The sequence below is a fragment of the Desulfoluna sp. genome (assembly GCF_030145185.1).
GTDB lineage: Bacteria > Desulfobacterota > Desulfobacteria > Desulfobacterales > Desulfolunaceae > Desulfoluna.
Window position 1 is genome coordinate 14,398 of the sequence record NZ_JAQYWB010000003.1, and the last position, 16,849, is coordinate 31,246.

Consider the following 16,849-nt stretch of genomic DNA (forward strand, 5'->3'; position numbering starts at 1 on the left):
ATGGTCTCTCATCCCCAACGAGTGATTAACCCGGCGGTTAAAGGCATGAATGTCGAGGGGCACGATCACCCCGACAACGCTGACATCTCTTCCACTGATGCCTTGCATATGAGCGCACCCAACTCGTGAAATATCCGGGTTAGGCCTCCGGCGGAGTTATTACGGTTAAACTCAACGGATGAGTTGAATTGTACCCACCTGCAGCATACGAACTTGCGACGCATTGTGCGTTCCCTTGCACTCCATGCGAATGCGGACGTATTTCAGCCCGGAGTTACGACACCCGAAGCGCATTCGCAAACCCGCTTTCAAGGTGGCACACCTTGCCGCCGGAGGCTGCTTTTCATGCGCTGAAGAGTTGCCCCTGCTTTATATCCGAAACGCTCCCAGCTGGGTCCATGGGGACGGTTGTTCTGTGGGGCCTGCCATGGAGGGTGCTTTTTGGCCGAAGAGGTCGTGGGCCACGTAGGCGAGCAGGGCCTCGGTGAGGGGAAGGGTTGGTTTCCAGTCGGAGAGCTCCTGGTCGATGGTATCGGTGGTGACCTCTCCCTTTTCGAAGGTCTCTGATTCCAAAAGTTCGATGAGAAAGGGGACCGGGCTTGCGATTCCCGTGATGACGGTTTGTTTGAGGGCCTGGATCATGCGCTGGGTGGCGGCTTTGCGGTCCGATCCGAAGGTGATGATCTTGGACAGGATGGGATCGTATTCCATGGGCACGGTCCATCCTTCGTAGACGCCGCTGTCCACGCGGACCCCGGGCCCTGAGGGCTCCACCAGGGTTTCCAGAGTGCCGGGGGAGGGCATGAAGCCGTTGGCCGGATCTTCGGCGTAGATGCGGCACTCCACGGCGTGGCCCCGGGGGATGATTTCATCCTGGGAGAGGGCAAGGGGGGCTCCGGCGGCGATGCGGATCTGTTCCCGGACCAGATCGACGCCGGTGACGAGTTCCGTGACGGGATGTTCCACCTGGAGGCGGGTGTTGACCTCCAGGAAGTAGAAATTCATCTCGGCGTCCACCAGGAACTCGAAGGTTCCCGCATTGGTGTAGCCGACGGCTTTTGCCGCTTTTACCGCAGCCGCGCCCATTTTTTCGCGCATGGCCTTGTCCACCACCGGCGAGGGGCACTCCTCCACGATTTTCTGGTGACGTCTCTGGGCTGAGCACTCCCGTTCGATGAGGTGAATCACGGTGCCGTGGGTATCCGCCAGAATCTGCACCTCGATGTGGCGGGGTGCTACCAGATATTTTTCAATATAGACCTTGCCGTTTCCGAAGGCGGCCTTTGCCTCTCCCGCTGCCGAGGCCAGGGCGGCTTCCAGCTCTGCCGGTCTTGCCACCGTGCGCATCCCCTTGCCCCCGCCGCCTGCCGCGGCCTTTACCACCACGGGATACCCCATGGAGAGCGTCGCCGCCTCCAGCTCTTTCAGAGTGTTTTCACCCCCCAGGGTTCCGGGGATGATGGGAAGCCCCTCCTCCGACAGCCGCTTCCGCGCCGCAATTTTGTCTCCCAACAGGCGAATCACCTCGGCCGACGGGCCGATAAAGATCAATCCGTGAGCCTCGCATTGCTCCGAAAAATCGGCGTTTTCCGCCAGAAACCCGTACCCCGGATGAACCGCCCCGCACCCCGTGGCACGGGCTGCCTGGATGATGGCCTCCATATTGAGATAACTTAAAGCCGCCTCGGCCGGACCGATGCATACCGCCTCATCAGCCATCATCACATGGGCCGCTTTGCGATCCACCTCCGAATAGACCGCCACCGTCCCGATCCCCATCTCACGGCAGGTCCGCATAATCCGAACCGCAATCTCCCCTCGATTGGCAATCAATATCTTATCAATGGTCTGGGTCATTTTTTTGCCTCGTATGGTCAACATCGGGTTAAAAAACATGCCTCCGGCGGCGAGGTGAGCCACCTCGAAAGCTGATTGCCATTGCGTTTCGCCCTTCGTTCCTCAGGGCAAATCGCAATGGCGTTCGCCGCGGGCTGCGCCCGCCTTGAAAGCTGATGACTATGCGGGTATTTTCACAAGCTCCGTAAGGGTAGGGGGACGGTGTTGTCACGTTGCCGTAAATCGGCTTTAATCTGGGTGGCTCCTCGTGCCCAAAAGCCGGTCATCGCATCAGCGAATGTGATCACCCTGAGGAACGAAGGGTGAGAGCATTCGCAACCCGCTTTCAAGGTGGCACACCTTGCCGCCGGAGGCTTTTTTTCTCTTCCCCTTTTTACATCCGAAACACCCCAAACCCCTCTTTGTCGTCGCGTAAGGGGGCATTGAGCGCGGCGGAGATAGAGAGGGCCAGGACGGTGCGGGTGTCTTTGGGGTCGATGATGCCGTCGTCCCAGAGGTGGGAGGTGCTGTAGTAGGCGTCTCCCTCCTTTCGGGCGGCGTCCATGACCGGGACTTTGATCGCATCGACCATCTCATCGGTTAAGGGGGGTTGGGCTTCCCGGGCGAGCTGGTCATTTTTAACGGTGACGAGGACGCCAGCGGCCTGTTCTCCGCCCATGACGCCGATCTCGTGGCTGGGCCAGCTCCAGAGGAGTCGGGGGCTGTAAGCTCTGCCGCACATGCCATAGTTCCCGGCACCGAAGGAGGCGCCGACCATGATGGTGAATTTGGGGACGGAGGCGGTGGCCACGGCGTTGACCATTTTGTGGCCGTCTTTGGTGATGCCCTGGGCTTCGTAGGCCTTGCCGATGATGTAGCCGTTGATGTTTTGAAGAAAGACCAGGGGAATGCCGCGTCGGTCACAGAGCTGGATGAACTGGGTGGCTTTGAGGGCGCTTTCGGAAAAGAGGATGCCGTTGTTACCGAGGATGCCTACGGGGTAGCCGTGGACGCGGGCGAAGCCGCAGACCAGGGTGGGGCCGTAGAGGGGTTTGAATTCGTGGAAGTCGCTGCCGTCCACGAGGCGGGCGATGATCTCCCGGACGTCGTAGGGGATCTTCAAGGCGTGGCTGGTGATGCCGTAGATCTCTTCGGGATCGTAGAGGGGATCCTTGGGGGGCTCCATGGAGAGGGCGCTTTTGCCGTTGCCGGGCAGGTGCCGGATCGATTCCCGCACCATGGCCAGGGCCTGGGCGTCGTTGTCCGCCTGGTAGTCTGAGACCCCGGATTCCCGGCAGTGAAGGTCGGAGCCGCCAAGCTCTTCGGCGGTGACCACCTCGCCGGTGGCGGCTTTGACCAGGGGTGGCCCTCCCAGGAAGATAGCGCCGGTGCCTTTGACGTGGATCACCTCGTCGCTCATGGCCGGAATATAGGCGGCCCCGGCCGTGCAGAGGCCCATGACCGCCGTGATCTGCGGGATGCTTTTTTTGGACATCATGGCCTGGTTATAGAAAACCCGGCCCCCGTCGTCGATGTCGGGAAAAACCTCGGACTGCAGGGGGAGAAAGGCGCCACCCGAGTCGATGAGGTAGACGGTGGGCAGGCGGTTTTCCATGGCGATGGCCTGGCATCGGAGGGTTTTTTTCACCCCCATGGGGTAGACGGTGCCCCCTTTGATGGTGGGGTCGTTGGCGTGGACCATCACCTCGCGGCCATGCACCACCCCGATGCCCATGACACTGCCCGCTCCGTGTACCTTGCCGTCATATTGCCCGTAAGCCGCCAGAGCCCCAATCTCCAGAAAAGGCGTGTTGCGATCCAACAGAAGGTCCAGGCGTTCTCGCACCGAGAGCTTGTTTTGCTGGGCCAGCCGAGACCTCGCCTTTTCCGATCGGGTCTCCCGTGCCTCATGGAGCCGCTCCTTTAACAACCCCACCCGCTCAGTCATCGTCTCAAAATTCTTTCGATAGGCGTCAGACTTCGTATCAACCCTGGATTTGATGACAGCCATAGATTCTCCTTTTAAAAAGAACGCCTCCGGCGGCAAGGTGGGGCCACCTTGAAAGCAGGTTTGCGAATGCGAGTCGGGGGGCGTCACTTTGGGCTGAAATGCGTCCGCATTCGCGCAGAGTGTGACGGACGGCATCGTCCGCCACGTGTGCCTGAGCTGTTGGTTTCCATTGCCCCGGAAAAGCGTGCCTTCTATGGTTAAAGATCGGGGAAGCCTCCGGCGGCAAGGTGGCACACCTTGCCGCCGGAGGCTTTTTCTTTCTTCCTTCCCTACCCCCTAATATTTCAGCAGCATGTTCCCAATGGCCTCTTTGGTCTGGCCCACGGAGGGGCCTTCCACGCGCAGGGCCTGGATGGCGGCGAGGCGATCGGCGGGGCCTCCTTTTTTAAAACCGTTTTCGCCCATGACCTCCAGGGCCGAGGAGATGATTTCATTGGCGGCATCGCTGCAGAAGACCCGGGCACAGCTGGAGGCCATGGCGGCGTCGCTTGCGTTTGCGTCAATAAGGCCTGAGGCGTTGGCCGACATGAGGCGGCTGGTTTGGAGCAGGGTGTACATGGTGGCCAGTTTGAAGCCGATCTCTTGTTTTGCGATGGGGGGCTTTCCGCCTTCGGGGCAGGTTTTAGCGGCGGTTTTGGCCTGGTCAAAGAGGGCGGCGGCGTGGCCGGTGGCCTCGGCGATCTGGATTCTGTTTTTCAGGAGGTCCAGGAAGGGGGCCAGGGGTGTTTTTTTGCTCAGAATGGCCACCTGGGTATCGGGAAGAAAGGTTTCATGGGCCGTGAGGGTGTACAGGCCGGTGGCTCCCTGGGTGAGGGAGACGTCTCCGGTCTCTTTTTGGAAAAGAAAAAGGGCCGGGGACTCCTCGACGGTCCCGGAGGCGAGGATCACGTCGGCGCTTATGGCTCCGGGAATGGCTGTTTTGGTTCCGTTGATGAGATACCCCTTGTCGTGGGGTTTACCGGTGAGGTCGGGTTCTCCTTCGGCTTGATCCAGGGCGGCGGTGGCCAGTATTTTTCCCTGTTGGATGGGCGTGACCCAGGTGGCGTGCCAGGCCTCGGGTCCAAATCGGCGCAGGGTGGTGGCTGCGATGCGCAGGCCGTATTCCATGGTGCGGTAGGCCGCGGGTTTCCATTGGGCCAGGCGCTCCTGGGCCCCGGGGAGTGCCCCTGCGAGACCGTTTTCGCCAAGGGTGGCGTATCCGGTCCAGGCGAGCTTTGAGATGAGATTTTTGGGTCGTACTTCGGTGGTTTTGCCAAGGATGGTTTCCAGGGAGTGAAACAGGTCGAGTTCGTCCTGGCTGTAGTCGAAATTCATGGGCGGTCCCCCCTTATATCATTTTAGAGATGATCATCTTTTGAACATCGGAGGTGCCGCCGCCGATGGGGGCCAGGCGGCCATCCCGGAAGATGCGCTCCATGCCGTATTCATGACAGTAGCCGTACCCTCCGTGGAGAAGGACGGCGTCGTTGCTGGGGCCGAGGAGCCAGTCCCCCACAAAGAGTTTGGCCACGGCCGCTTCCAGGTGATTGAGGGGTTTGCCCTGGCCTTTGCACCAGGCGATGCGATAGACGAGGAGTTTCGCCGCTTCGGCAAAGATCTTCATGGCGGCGAGTTTCTCTTTGGTGGCGTAGAATTTGCCGATGGGGCGACCGAATTGTTTGCGCCCTTTGGCGTAGGTCACCGACCGGGCCAGGGCGTGGTTCATGCCGCCCACCATGGGGGAGAGCAGGGCGCTTCGGTCCCACTCCACGGTTTGCATGGCCATGAGAAAGCCCAACCCCTCCATGCCGACCAGGTTCTCTGCCGGGATGACGCAGTTGGAGAAGAAGAGCTCGGATGTCTGGGAGCTGCGGCAGCCCAGTTTGTCCATGGGCGGACCCGCTTCGAATCCGGGGGTGCCTTTCTCTACGATAAAGGCGGAGATGCCGTCGTGGGCTTTTTCGGGGTCGGTTTTGGCATAGATCAGGGCCACATCGGCGATGGGTCCGTTGGTGATAAAGGTTTTGCTGCCATTTAAGACATAGGTGTCGCCCTTTTTGAGTGCCGTCGTCTTCATGGCTGAGACGTCGGAGCCTGCGTTGGGTTCGGTGAGTCCCATGCAGCCGATCTTGTCTCCAGAGATAAGGGGGGGGAGAAAGCGCGTTTTCTGGGCGTCGGTGCCGTGGCAGTAGAGGGTGTCGGCACAAAGGAAGGAGTGGGCGCCGTAGGAGAGGGTGAGCCCGCCGTCGACTCCGGCTTCCCCCAGGGCCTCTCCGGCCAGTACGGTGGTGACCACATCGGCGCCACCGCCTCCGTACTCTTCCGGAAAGTGGAGCCCGAGGAGGCCGAATTCGCCCATTTTATGGAAGGCTTCAAAGTCAAAGGTGTGGTTGCGGTCGTGTTCTGCCACCCGGGGGACGATTTTTTCCCGGGCGAAGCGAATGACCTCTTTTTTGAACATGAGCTGTTCTTTGGTAAACGCGAATTCCATAGGGCCTCCAGCGGTGTGTTGGATAAGTCCCGGCGATCAGGCGGGGCCGGGTGGGAAGCTTGGGTGAAACGCAATTCCAAAATTGAATGATGTTCAGAATAAAAATACAATTCATTTAAAATGTCAAGAGAAGAGTGATTTAAATAGGGGCGGGCAAGGGAATTAAGGCCCGATTATTATTGTTAATGGATCGGGCTCTCTGTCTGGCGGGACCCGGAGAGGTCCTTTCCCACTTAAATTAGGAAAAGGTGGTTTTTGAATAGCCTGTTGTGCGAAAAATATATTTTTAAAAACAGAAGGCTATGGCCATGATGGATGGCGCTCTGCCGAGAGATTGGCTGTGCTGATTGGGTATGTGTGGCCGTTAGCATTATAATAACAGGGGTTTTAAACCGGGGGAATATATGTTAGCCTGTTCACGTTAATGCGAGATGACTGATTTTGATGCATGTTTTGATATCTCATTTGTTTTACCTTTTTCAATAAAAGCAAATTGTTGTATTATGACTTGTGTAGTTCTTTTACCGCCGGACATTGTTTGTTGGTTTAAGGTATAAAATAAGGAATCATCCCGCACGCATATTCGTCCCCTGGGAAAATGCGGAAGACCCCACCCGTTGGAGGCTTCAGCCTTTGTGCAGGGGATTGGAATCCGGTTGTCCCGGAGAGATGCAAGAGCCTAGTGAATGAAGGTCCGGGGAGGGAATCCCACCGGGTGACCCAGGTTCTTGGGATGGAAAATGAGCCCGGCGGTAATGTGCAGTGGCTGTGCATAAAATTCAGAACATGGTTTCGGAAGGCAAGACGCATTCCGGCCGCCTGATTTTTTTGCATGGGTTCTGCGTGGCCGTTTTTCGGCAAGAGCACCCGAGGAAATCAGGCCATGAGGCTGTGGTTTCTTGGGGTGTACGGCCGGGTTTCATGATGTACCAAAGGCTTTTTAATTCGGCCTACGTTCAGGTATCGCCATCGCCTCTTCGGGTTTACATATTACACTCAGAAGAGGTTTTTTTATGGCTAACAGTGATTTGCACCTGCAGGACCCGCCCGGTCCCTCACCCGAGTCCTCAGACTCCGCCCCCCTTTTTGATGTTCACCCCCAGGTTTTTTTCTCCTCAGCGGCCATTATCGTAGGCTTTGTGATTTTCACCATTTTTTTTCATAAGAAAGTGGGTGACTTTTTTGGGCCTCTCCAGGCTGCGATCTCCACGAACGCCGGCTGGTTTTTTATCTGGACCATGAACATCATCTTGTTTTTTGCCCTTTATCTCATGTTCAGCCGGTATGGAGATATCCGTCTGGGGGGAGATGACGCCGAACCTGATTTCAGTACCAAGAGCTGGTTTGCCATGCTCTTTTCCGCGGGCATGGGAATCGGGCTTCTTTTCTACGGGGTGGCAGAGCCCATGTTTCATTTTGGTGCCGGTCCATTTCCCACCTCGACGCCGACGGAAGCGGCTCGCAATGCCATGGCCATCACCTTTCTTCACTGGGGGTTTCACCCCTGGGCGGTCTACTCCATCGTGGGCCTGGCGCTGGCCTTTTTCAGCTTCAACAAAGGGTTGCCTCTCTCCATTCGTGCGGTGTTTTATCCCCTTCTGGGAGAGCGGATCCATGGCTTCTGGGGAAACCTTATCGATATTCTCGCCACCGTGGCCACTCTCTTTGGCGTGGCTTCTTCTCTGGGGTTCGGGGTGCAGCAGATCAACGCGGGGCTTGCCCACCTTTTTGGCTGGGAACAAAGCGCCACCGTTCAGCTTCTGCTGATCGCAGGCATTACGGCCATTGCGACGACCTCGGTGGTGAAAGGCCTGGATGCGGGAATTCGAAGGCTTTCTGAGCTTAATGTCTGGTTGGCCTCGGGGCTGTTGCTCTTCGTCCTCGTGTGCGGACCGACTCTCTTTATTTTTAACGGGCTCCTTGAAAACATCGGGTCGTATGTTCAGAATTTTGCGAAACTGGCCACCTGGAGTGAGACCTTTGAGAACACGAGCTGGCAGAATGGCTGGACGGTGTTTTACTGGGGCTGGTGGATTGCCTGGTCTCCCTTTGTGGGGATGTTTATCGCCCGTGTGTCCAGGGGACGTACCATTCGAGAGTTCATTATGGGGGTTCTTTGTGTGCCCGCCTTCGTGACCTTTGTGTGGATGACGGTTTTCGGAAACACCGCGTTGTATATTGAGATGTTCGGTGGCGGCGGCATCGCCAAGGCCGTGGCCGAGAACGTTCCGGTTTCACTTTTTGTGCTTCTTGAGAACTTTCCCTTTTCAAACGTCTCCTGCATGCTGGGGATTCTTGTGGTGGTGAGTTTTTTCGTTACCTCCTCGGACTCCGGTTCCATGGTGATCGACATCATCACCGCCGGCGGAAATCCAGATCCACCCGTTCCCCAGCGTCTTTTCTGGGCGATCCTCGAGGGGGTGGTTGCCGCGACGCTTCTTCTCTGTGGTGGCCTGGCGGCCCTGCAGTCTGCGGTTATTGCCACGGGGCTTCCCTTTGCCGTTGTGCTGATCATCATGTGTGTGAGCCTTAAAAAGGGGTTGAATGAATACCTTGGGGTTCAGACCTTCAGTGTGAAAACCGGGAAAAAGAAGGGCGACGAGTTTGAAATTGAAGGGGCCGAGGCGCCCCATGTGATTTTTGGCCGTAAGAAAAGCGCCTGATCTGCAAAGGAGAAAATGAGATGCTACAAGATGTGAGTCAGAAATTTGCAGGTGGGTGCATGATGCTGGTGCGCAAGAAAGAGAGTGCGGTGGTTTTTCTGGGCACCGCCTTTCTCATGCACGAAGACGGTTATCTTTTGACGGCGGCTCATTTGCTGGAAGAGGACTCGGAAGGGCTGATGGTGGTTCCGACCTCCAATCCGGACGATTTTATGCCGATCAGCCTGGACAAGGTGTCCGCCATGAGTGTTTCTGTGCCGGCCGTGGACAAGATTCATAACGTCGCGGTCCTCGAAATTGACCGAAACCTGCGCATCAAGACCCCGGATCATCTGGGGGGGACCACCGAAAATTTTAGCATGGGGACCAGTGTCCTCAGCCTTGGGTTTCCTTTTGGTCATGATGAGATGCACAATCTGGTGGTGCAAAGTGCCATCTTGAGTTCCAAGGTGTGCTCCAGAAATGGGAACCGTCTGCTTCTTTTTGACGCCATGGTGTACGATGGCGTGGCCGGAGGTCCCCTGGTCAGTGGCGACAGCGGTCGTGTGGTCGGGGTGGTGATCGGGCGTTTTTCCCCTGTGGAAGATGGGGGCGATTTTGCCCGGGGCAGTCGTCCTTCCGGGTACGATACCCAGCTCAGCTATGCCGTTTCTATTGAGTATGGTCTCGCCCTGATGGAGAACATGGGGCTTGATGTGGTCTGATAAAGCCTCTTTGCATTGAGTGACGTGATAAAAAAAAACGCCTTCGGAGAATCCGAAGGCGTTTTTTTTATGAAATTTTCGGGGTGTTAAAGGGCTCTGGCTTCACTGTCAGGGGCTCGGAAGAGCTCCCGGGCGGGGCGTCTTAGTCCCCGATACGCCGTGCTTCCCGGACGGAGCGGAGGCGTTTGATGTTTTGAATGACCTTTTTGATCTGGTCGGTGTTGCTGACGTTCAGGGTAAAGGTGCATTCGTACCCGCCTTGTTCCTGGCGGCTCATGACGAGGTCCACGATGTTGGCGTCGCTGTCGCTGATGGCCGAGGTGATTTTGGCCAGGAGCCCCACCTGGTCTTGGGAGCGTACGAGGATGCTGACGGGAAGGCTTTCCTGGGTTTCACTGGCCCAGCTGACGTCCACGCAGCGTTCCGGGTTCATGGTCAGGGCGTTGATGCAGTTGCTGCGGTGGATGGTAATGCCCTGGCCTTGGGTCACGTAACCGCTGATGTCATCGCCTGGCACGGGGTTGCAGCATTTCCCAAGGCGGATGAGGATGTTGTCGATGCCTTTAACGATGATGGCATCGTTCTCCTTTTTCTTCTTGGACCGCCCCATGAGGCGGTCCAGGAGAGAGGGCTCCGAACGGGCGGATTTGGGATCCTGGGGGAGAAATTTATTGGCCACCTGCCGGGGGGTGACTTTGCCGTAGCCCACATTTTCGATGAGGGAGCTGATCCCTTTGTACCCGAAGGTGGTGGAGGCCTCTTCCATTTCCGGGGTGGCGGAGAGTTTGTTGAAGTTGAGGCTGTGCTTTCGGAACTCTTTTTCCAGAAGGTCTTTGCCAAGGGCCACGCTGTGCTCTTTTTCTTCGGATCGGATGAAGTGGCGGACACGGGACCGGGCTTTCACGGTTTTTACGAAACCAAGCCAGTCCTTGCTGGGGGTGTTCCCCTTGGTGAGGATGACCTCTACGGCATCGCCGGTCTGCAGCTCGTAGGTCAGAGAGACCAGGCGGCCGTTGACTTTGGCCCCGGTACACTGGTTGCCCACCTCGGTGTGGATGGCGTAGGCGAAGTCGATGGGGGTGGCGCCCTTGGGCAGGGTTTTTATGTCCCCTTTGGGGCTGAAGACGTACACCTCGTCCTGGAAAAGGTCGATGCGGACGTTTTCCATGAACTCCCCGGGGTTATTCACATTTTCCTGGTTCTCCACCAGGTCCTGAACCCAGGCGTAGGCTTCTCCCAGCTTGTCGTCGGCCACCTTCCCTTCTTTATACGACCAGTGTGCGGCGATGCCGGATTTGGCGACCTTGTCCATCTCCTTGGTCCGAATCTGCACCTCAATGCGCCGGCCTCCCGGCCCCACCACCGTGGTGTGAAGGGATTGGTACATGTTGGGTTTGGGGACGCCGATGTAATCTTTGAATTTGCCGGCGATGGGGCTCCAGATGCTGTGGATGATGCCCAGGGCGGTGTAGCACTCCGGGATGGTATCGAGGATGATGCGGAAGGCCACGATGTCGTAGATCTCATCAAAGGTGAGCTGCTGGGTGACCATTTTGTGATAGATGCTGTAGAACTGCTTGTATCGGCCCATGACCAGGCCTTGTAGGCCGGTCTCTTCCATGAGCTTCCGGATGCGGTTTTTGGTGGAGGTGACCATCTCTTCCCGCGCCAGCTGGTCGTCCTTCACCTGCTCTCGGATGTGCCGGTACTCTTCAGGCAGGAGGGTGTCAAAGGCCATGTCCTCCAGTTCCTGCTTGAGCCAGTAGATCCCCAGCCGTGAGGCGATGGGAACGTAGAGTTCCATCGTCTCTTTGGCGATCTGGCGTTTTTTTTCTTCCCGTTTATGAAACTTAAGGGTCCGCATGTTGTGGAGGCGGTCGGCCAGTTTGATCAAGATCACGCGGATGTCATTGGCCATGGCCAGGATCATCTTGCGGATGCTTTCGGCCTGGCGCTGCTGGGAGGTGGCAAAGCTGAGTTTGCTGAGTTTGGTGACACCGGCCACGATGTGGCAGACACCGGTCCCAAAGTACTGGGCGATCTCCTCTTCGGTGGCGTGGGTGTCTTCCACGACGTCGTGGAGCAGGGCGGCGGCCACGCTCTCCACGTCGAGTCTCATGTCGGCCAGGATGTAGGCCACTTCCAGGGGGTGGGTGAGGTAGGGTTCTCCGGACAGTCGTGTCTGGCCGTCGTGGACGCGTGCAGAAAAGATGTACGCTCTCTCCACAATGTCCAGATCGGCATCGGGATGGATTTCAATAATTCTGTCCAGAATATCGTTAATACGGATCATCGTTGTACTGCTGCCTCACCACATGGCCGACGAAGGCCGTTTCGGGGTTGGTGACGCACAGGCTTGGCCTGTGGGTCGGGGGCCAAAAAAGAACGGGGCCTTCACACAAGGCGAAGGCCCCGTGGGGTATCAATAGGCTTTGGCAAAGACCACGCGTTTTCTGCTGGGTTTTCCGCAGCAGATACAGGTGCCGTCCTCTTCTTCCCCTTCAAAGGGGATGCAGCGGATGGTGACCTTCAGGTCGTTTTTAATGCGCTCTTCACAGGCGGCATCGCCGCACCAGTGGGAGAGGGCAAAGCCGCCATGGATTTCCGGCTTCTCTTCGCTCGTGGGGGTGAACCAGGCGTAGAAGGCCTCCTTGTCATCCATGCGGGTGGTGTTCTCCTTGCGGTATGCAAGGGCCCGGTCGTAAAGAGTGGCCTGGATTTCGTCCAGAATGTCGGGGAGGGTGGCCAGGAGTTCTTCCCGCGTTACGCCGCGTTTCTCTTTGGGGGAGAGGTCGCGACGGGCCATGAAGACGGAGTCTGAGGCCATGTCCCGAGGGCCGATCTCGGCTCGCACAGGGATTCCTTTTTTAATCCAGTCCCAGCCCCGGGCACCGCCGATCTCGCGTTCGTCCACCTCCACCTCGATGTTTCGGCCGTGGTAGCTCACCTGGGAGAGCTCTTCGGCCAGGTTGCGGGTGTAGGCCAGGACCGCCTCTTTCTCTTCGGGTTTCCGGAAGATGGGGAGAAGCACCACATGGGCAGGAGCGATACGGGGGGGCATGATCACGCCGTCGTCATCGCCGTGGGTCATGATCATTCCACCGATGAGGCGGGTGGAGGTGCCCCAGGAGGTGGTCCAGGCATGCTCTTCTTTTTCGTCGGCGCTCTGGAAGGTGATGCCGGAGCTCTTGGCGAAGTTCTGACCGAGGAAGTGGGAGGTTCCGGCCTGAAGGGCTTTTCGGTCCTGCATCATGGCTTCGATGCAGAGGGTGTCCACCGCGCCGGGGAAGCGTTCGGAATCGGATTTTCGACCGCGGATCACGGGGATGGCCAGGAACTCTTCGGCAAAGCGGGCGTACACTTCAAGCATCTGTTCGGTGCGGGCGAAGGCCTCTTCGGAGGTGGCGTGGGCGGTGTGGCCCTCCTGCCAGAGGAATTCGCTGGTCCGGAGGAAGGTTCGGGTGCGCATTTCCCATCGGACGACGTTGGCCCACTGGTTGATGAGGACGGGGAGGTCTCGGTAGCTGGAGATCCACTTGGAAAAGGAGTCGCCGATGATGGTCTCGGAGGTGGGCCGTACGATGAGGGGTTCGGCGAGTTTGCCGGCCGGAACCAGGCCGCCGTCAGGCCCCGCTTCGAGGCGGTGGTGGGTCACCACGGCGCACTCTTTGGCAAATCCTTCGACGTGTTCCGCCTCTTTTTCAAGGAAGCTCAAAGGAATAAAGAGGGGGAAATAGGCGTTTTTCACCCCGGTCTTTTTGAACAGGCCGTTCATGGCTTGCTGGATGTTTTCCCAGAGCGCGTAGCCCCAGGGTTTGATCACCATGCAACCGCGTACGGGGGAACTCTCGGCCATGTCGGAGGCCTTGACCACCTGCTGGTACCATTGGGGGTAGTCTTCGGTTCGGGTGGGGGTGATAGCTGTCTGCACCTGTTTTGCCATTGTTGTCCTCTTGCGTAGAGCGGCCGGCGCTGTGAGCGGGCCGTCAGTGTTTAAGTCAGATTTTCTTTTCAAAGGTGTCGATGGCGGCCAGGAGCACCTCCACCAACTGGTCTTCGGGAAATTTTTTGACCAATTTCCCCTTTTCAAACAAAATGCCGATGCCGTTGCCGCCTGCAATGCCGATGTCGGCTTCTTTGGCTTCACCGGGGCCGTTGACCACACAGCCCATGATGGCAATCTTCACCGGTGTTTTTCTTCCCAGCAGAGCCTTGTCTACCTTTTCTACGATGGAAAAGAGATCGATGTTGCAGCGGCCACAGGTGGGGCAGGAGACAATCTCCGGCCCGAAGCGCCGGAGCTCCAGTGATTTTAAGATCTCCTGGCCCACGCGGATCTCCTCCACGGGGTCCCGGGTCAGGGAGACGCGCAAGGTGTCACCGATCCCCTCGGCGAGGAGCATGCCGATGCCAAGGGAAGACTTCACCACCCCCGGGAAAAGAGATCCCGCCTCGGTGACCCCGACATGCAGGGGGTAGTCCACCTGACGGGAGAGGAGGCGGTAGGCCTCCACGGTTCGGGTGACGTCGGAGGCTTTGAGGGAGATCTTGATATCGGAAAAATCCAGATCCTCCAGAATACGAATATTCTCCAGGGCGCTGGCCACCATCGCTTCCGGGGTGACCCCGTTAAAACGATCCAGGATTTCCTGGGAGAGGGAGCCGGCGTTGACCCCGATGCGAATGGGCAGCCCGCGTTCTTTGGCGCAGGAGACCACCGAGACAACCTTGTCACGGCTACCGATGTTGCCGGGGTTGATCCGCAGGGCATCGGCCCCGTGTTCCGCCGCAGCCACGGCCAGTCGGTGGTCGAAGTGGATATCGGCCACCAGGGGAATGGAGATCTGTTTTTTGATGGCGGAAATGGCTACGGCCGCTTCCATGCCGGGGACGGCCACCCGAATGATTTCACATCCCACCTCTTCAAGGCGGTGGATCTGTGCCACGGTCGCCGTGATGTCTTCGGTATGGGTGTTGGTCATGGATTGAACCGATACCGGGGCGTCACCTCCCACGGCCACGTCACCCACATGGAGGGTTCGGGTCTTTCTTCGTGTCTGAACCAAGGGCATGGGTCTTGTCTCTTCCGCCGGAAGGGCCTGTCGGGATGCGAGTAGGGCAGGCCAGAGTGGGCCTTGGGGGGGTCACCCCCGGCGATTCACTGCGGGCTTCCGAAAGCGCCTTTCAGCTGGTATTGTATCAGACGGGAGCGACGTGAACCAGATGGTTCTCCAAAATCCCGTCACGATGGGTGTTTGGGAATGATCATCGCAATGCGTCGGTCAACCCGACCGCCTTTTCCGAAAACCATGGGAGAGGCCCCTGTCCCTGGGGCGCGGTGTGCCCCTCCGATGTATCGAAATCACCGGCCGGTTAAGAGGATGGGGGGGCCTTGCTGCTGGCGGAAACCATCACGATAAATGTTGGAAAAGAGTATCAGAACAGCCCAGCCCATGGCAAGGGAAATGAAGCTGGGCAAAGGCCCGTCACATGGGCGCTTGACGCAAACACCAGACCAGAGATCAGATTATGAGGAGGACGCGGCATGGGGTTGATAAATGAAGCGGTGGAACAAGGCCTGGCAGCGGTTGCCAGGGAGGGTCGCATCAGCTGTGCAGCGGCCCTGGCGACGGCCTTTCGTTGCGGTATTACGCCAGGGGAAGTCGGGGACTGTATCGATGCGATGGGGCTTCGCATTCATTCCTGCCAGTTGGGCCTGTTCGGCTACGGACCTGGAAAGCAGAAACGAATCCTGATGCCAGAGGTTATTTCTGACGAGGTGGCGGCTTGGGTGTCGCGTTGCGCCGAGGCGAAAGGCCACGTTACCTGTGAAGAAATTTTTACCCGGGCCAAGGGAGAGGGGCTCTCTCGCGCGCTCCTGGCCGGGGCCTGTGAAAAGACGGGCGTCAAGATTCGAGAGTGTCAGCTGGGGGCCTTTGGTTAACAGGCACGGAGCTCCGTTCCTGCCGCGGTAAAACAGGTTGGAATATTAATGAAAAACTTGATATTCTTATTCCGTATTCCCATTCCGTCTGATCGTTTGACCGCAAGACCTGCCCATTTCCCGTTTTAGATTTTTTAACCTATCGAAGGAGGTGTTTTCATGGCCTTACCCAAAGACATGTATCAATGCCAGGTTCACAACTGTGGGTATGTTTACGACCCGGATCAAGGGGAGCCGAAGACAAGCACGCCTCCCGGAACAGCTTTCAAGGATTTGCCTGAGGACTGGGCCTGCCCCTTCTGTCAGGCGTCTAAGAAAAGCTTTCGGCCCCTGGCCGGACCGGGGTCGGTGATGGAGGAGGGGGTTTGAGAGTGCCGTAAGGTACCCGATATCCTGGGGTGCCGAATGAGAATGGGCCGTGCCTGATCCGGAAAAGGGTTGGGTACGGCTTTTCTTGTCGGGGAAAAGGGGTGAGCGGAGACTTTAAAAAGGGCGATGGTGGCGGGGCCTGTGAGAAGGGGGGGTGCCGTGATAGGCCAGGGGGCTGCCGAATGGGCGGATCCCCTGGCCGTCGGAGGCGTCTTACTTCAGAAAGGGGTTGTACTGCTTTTCGGTGCCGATGGATGTTTTCGGGCCGTGTCCGGTGTAGATGACGGTGGCATCGGGGAGAGAAAACAGCTGATTTTTAATGCTGGAGATGAGGGTCGCGTAGTTTCCGCCAGGCAGGTCGGTGCGCCCAATGGAGCCATAGAAGAGGGTGTCCCCTGCGAAGGCGACATTGTCCTCTTTGCAGTACAAGGTGATGCCGCCGGGCGTGTGGCCCGGAGTGTGCAGGACAGTCAGGCTCTTCTCACCAAAGGTGATGGTGTCTCCGTCCGCTATGAAGCGGTCGGCGGGGGGAGAGTTTTCCGCCTGCAGTCCGAAGGCCATGGCTGTGACGGAGAGCTCCTGAAGCATGCCGGCGTCGGCTTCATGGATCAGGATGTCAGCGCCCGTGGCCTCTTTGAGGCGTTTGTTGGCACCCACATGGTCAAAATGGCCGTGGGTGTTGATGATGGCGGTGACTGTGAGGTGCTCGTCGGCCAGGGCTTTTAAGATACGGTCGGCGTCGTCACCGGGGTCGATGACGGCGGCCTGGCGTGTGGCTTCACATCCGAGGATGATGCAGTTCGCGCCGATGGGGCCTACAACAAGATCTTTGATCAGCAAGGTCGGATCCTC

At 57.9% G+C, this 16,849-nt stretch carries 12 protein-coding genes; 4 read left to right on the top strand and 8 right to left on the bottom strand.

Going from position 1 to position 16,849, the window contains the following annotated elements:
* Positions 1-369 precede the first annotated feature (369 nt).
* From accC to Q1Q75_RS01185, 4 genes are all read right to left on the bottom strand, one after another.
* The gene (gene accC, locus Q1Q75_RS01170; RefSeq protein WP_300667175.1) at positions 370-1,857 is read right to left on the bottom strand and encodes an acetyl-CoA carboxylase biotin carboxylase subunit; all 1,488 of its coding nucleotides are present in this window, start codon (positions 1,855-1,857) and stop codon (positions 370-372) included.
* A gap of 373 nt (positions 1,858-2,230) precedes the next feature.
* Positions 2,231-3,847 (bottom strand): carboxyl transferase domain-containing protein, encoded by a 1,617-nt coding sequence (locus Q1Q75_RS01175; protein WP_300667176.1) that lies wholly within the window; start codon positions 3,845-3,847, stop codon positions 2,231-2,233.
* Positions 3,848-4,123: 276 nt separating this feature from the next.
* Positions 4,124-5,161 carry an acyl-CoA dehydrogenase family protein gene (locus Q1Q75_RS01180; RefSeq protein ID WP_300667177.1) on the bottom strand — a complete coding sequence of 346 codons (1,038 nt, stop codon included), beginning with the start codon at positions 5,159-5,161 and terminating at the stop codon, positions 4,124-4,126.
* 13 nt (positions 5,162-5,174) lie between these two features.
* Positions 5,175-6,317: an acyl-CoA dehydrogenase family protein gene (locus tag Q1Q75_RS01185; protein ID WP_300667178.1), complete on the bottom strand. Its 1,143-nt coding sequence runs from the start codon at positions 6,315-6,317 to the stop codon at positions 5,175-5,177.
* Between the two features lie 1,013 nt (positions 6,318-7,330).
* Here Q1Q75_RS01185 and Q1Q75_RS01190 point away from each other — a divergent pair.
* Positions 7,331-8,980, top strand: a complete 1,650-nt coding sequence (locus tag Q1Q75_RS01190; RefSeq protein WP_300667179.1) for a BCCT family transporter — start codon at positions 7,331-7,333, stop codon at positions 8,978-8,980.
* A gap of 20 nt (positions 8,981-9,000) precedes the next feature.
* Positions 9,001-9,684 (top strand): serine protease, encoded by a 684-nt coding sequence (locus Q1Q75_RS01195; RefSeq protein ID WP_300667180.1) that lies wholly within the window; start codon positions 9,001-9,003, stop codon positions 9,682-9,684.
* A gap of 142 nt (positions 9,685-9,826) precedes the next feature.
* Here the strand turns inward: Q1Q75_RS01195 and Q1Q75_RS01200 are convergent, their stop codons facing one another.
* From Q1Q75_RS01200 to ispG, 3 genes are all read right to left on the bottom strand, one after another.
* On the bottom strand, positions 9,827-11,977 hold the full coding sequence (locus tag Q1Q75_RS01200; protein ID WP_300667181.1) for a bifunctional (p)ppGpp synthetase/guanosine-3',5'-bis(diphosphate) 3'-pyrophosphohydrolase: 2,151 nt from the start codon (positions 11,975-11,977) through the stop codon (positions 9,827-9,829).
* A 129-nt stretch (positions 11,978-12,106) separates the two neighbouring features.
* Positions 12,107-13,627 (bottom strand): proline--tRNA ligase, encoded by a 1,521-nt coding sequence (gene proS, locus Q1Q75_RS01205; protein WP_300667182.1) that lies wholly within the window; start codon positions 13,625-13,627, stop codon positions 12,107-12,109.
* A 55-nt stretch (positions 13,628-13,682) separates the two neighbouring features.
* A complete protein-coding gene (gene ispG, locus Q1Q75_RS01210; protein ID WP_300667183.1) occupies positions 13,683-14,756 on the bottom strand; it encodes a flavodoxin-dependent (E)-4-hydroxy-3-methylbut-2-enyl-diphosphate synthase in 1,074 nt (357 codons plus the stop codon).
* 473 nt (positions 14,757-15,229) lie between these two features.
* Here ispG and Q1Q75_RS01215 point away from each other — a divergent pair, with 473 nt between their 5' ends.
* Together Q1Q75_RS01215 and Q1Q75_RS01220 are read left to right on the top strand one after the other, a co-directional pair.
* Entirely contained in the window at positions 15,230-15,628 is a 399-nt protein-coding gene (locus tag Q1Q75_RS01215) for a hypothetical protein (protein WP_300667184.1), read from the top strand.
* A gap of 159 nt (positions 15,629-15,787) precedes the next feature.
* Positions 15,788-15,997 carry a rubredoxin gene (locus Q1Q75_RS01220; protein WP_300667185.1) on the top strand — a complete coding sequence of 70 codons (210 nt, stop codon included), beginning with the start codon at positions 15,788-15,790 and terminating at the stop codon, positions 15,995-15,997.
* 213 nt (positions 15,998-16,210) lie between these two features.
* Here the strand turns inward: Q1Q75_RS01220 and Q1Q75_RS01225 are convergent, their stop codons facing one another.
* Entirely contained in the window at positions 16,211-16,837 is a 627-nt protein-coding gene (locus tag Q1Q75_RS01225) for an MBL fold metallo-hydrolase (protein WP_300667186.1), read from the bottom strand.
* Positions 16,838-16,849 lie beyond the last annotated feature (12 nt).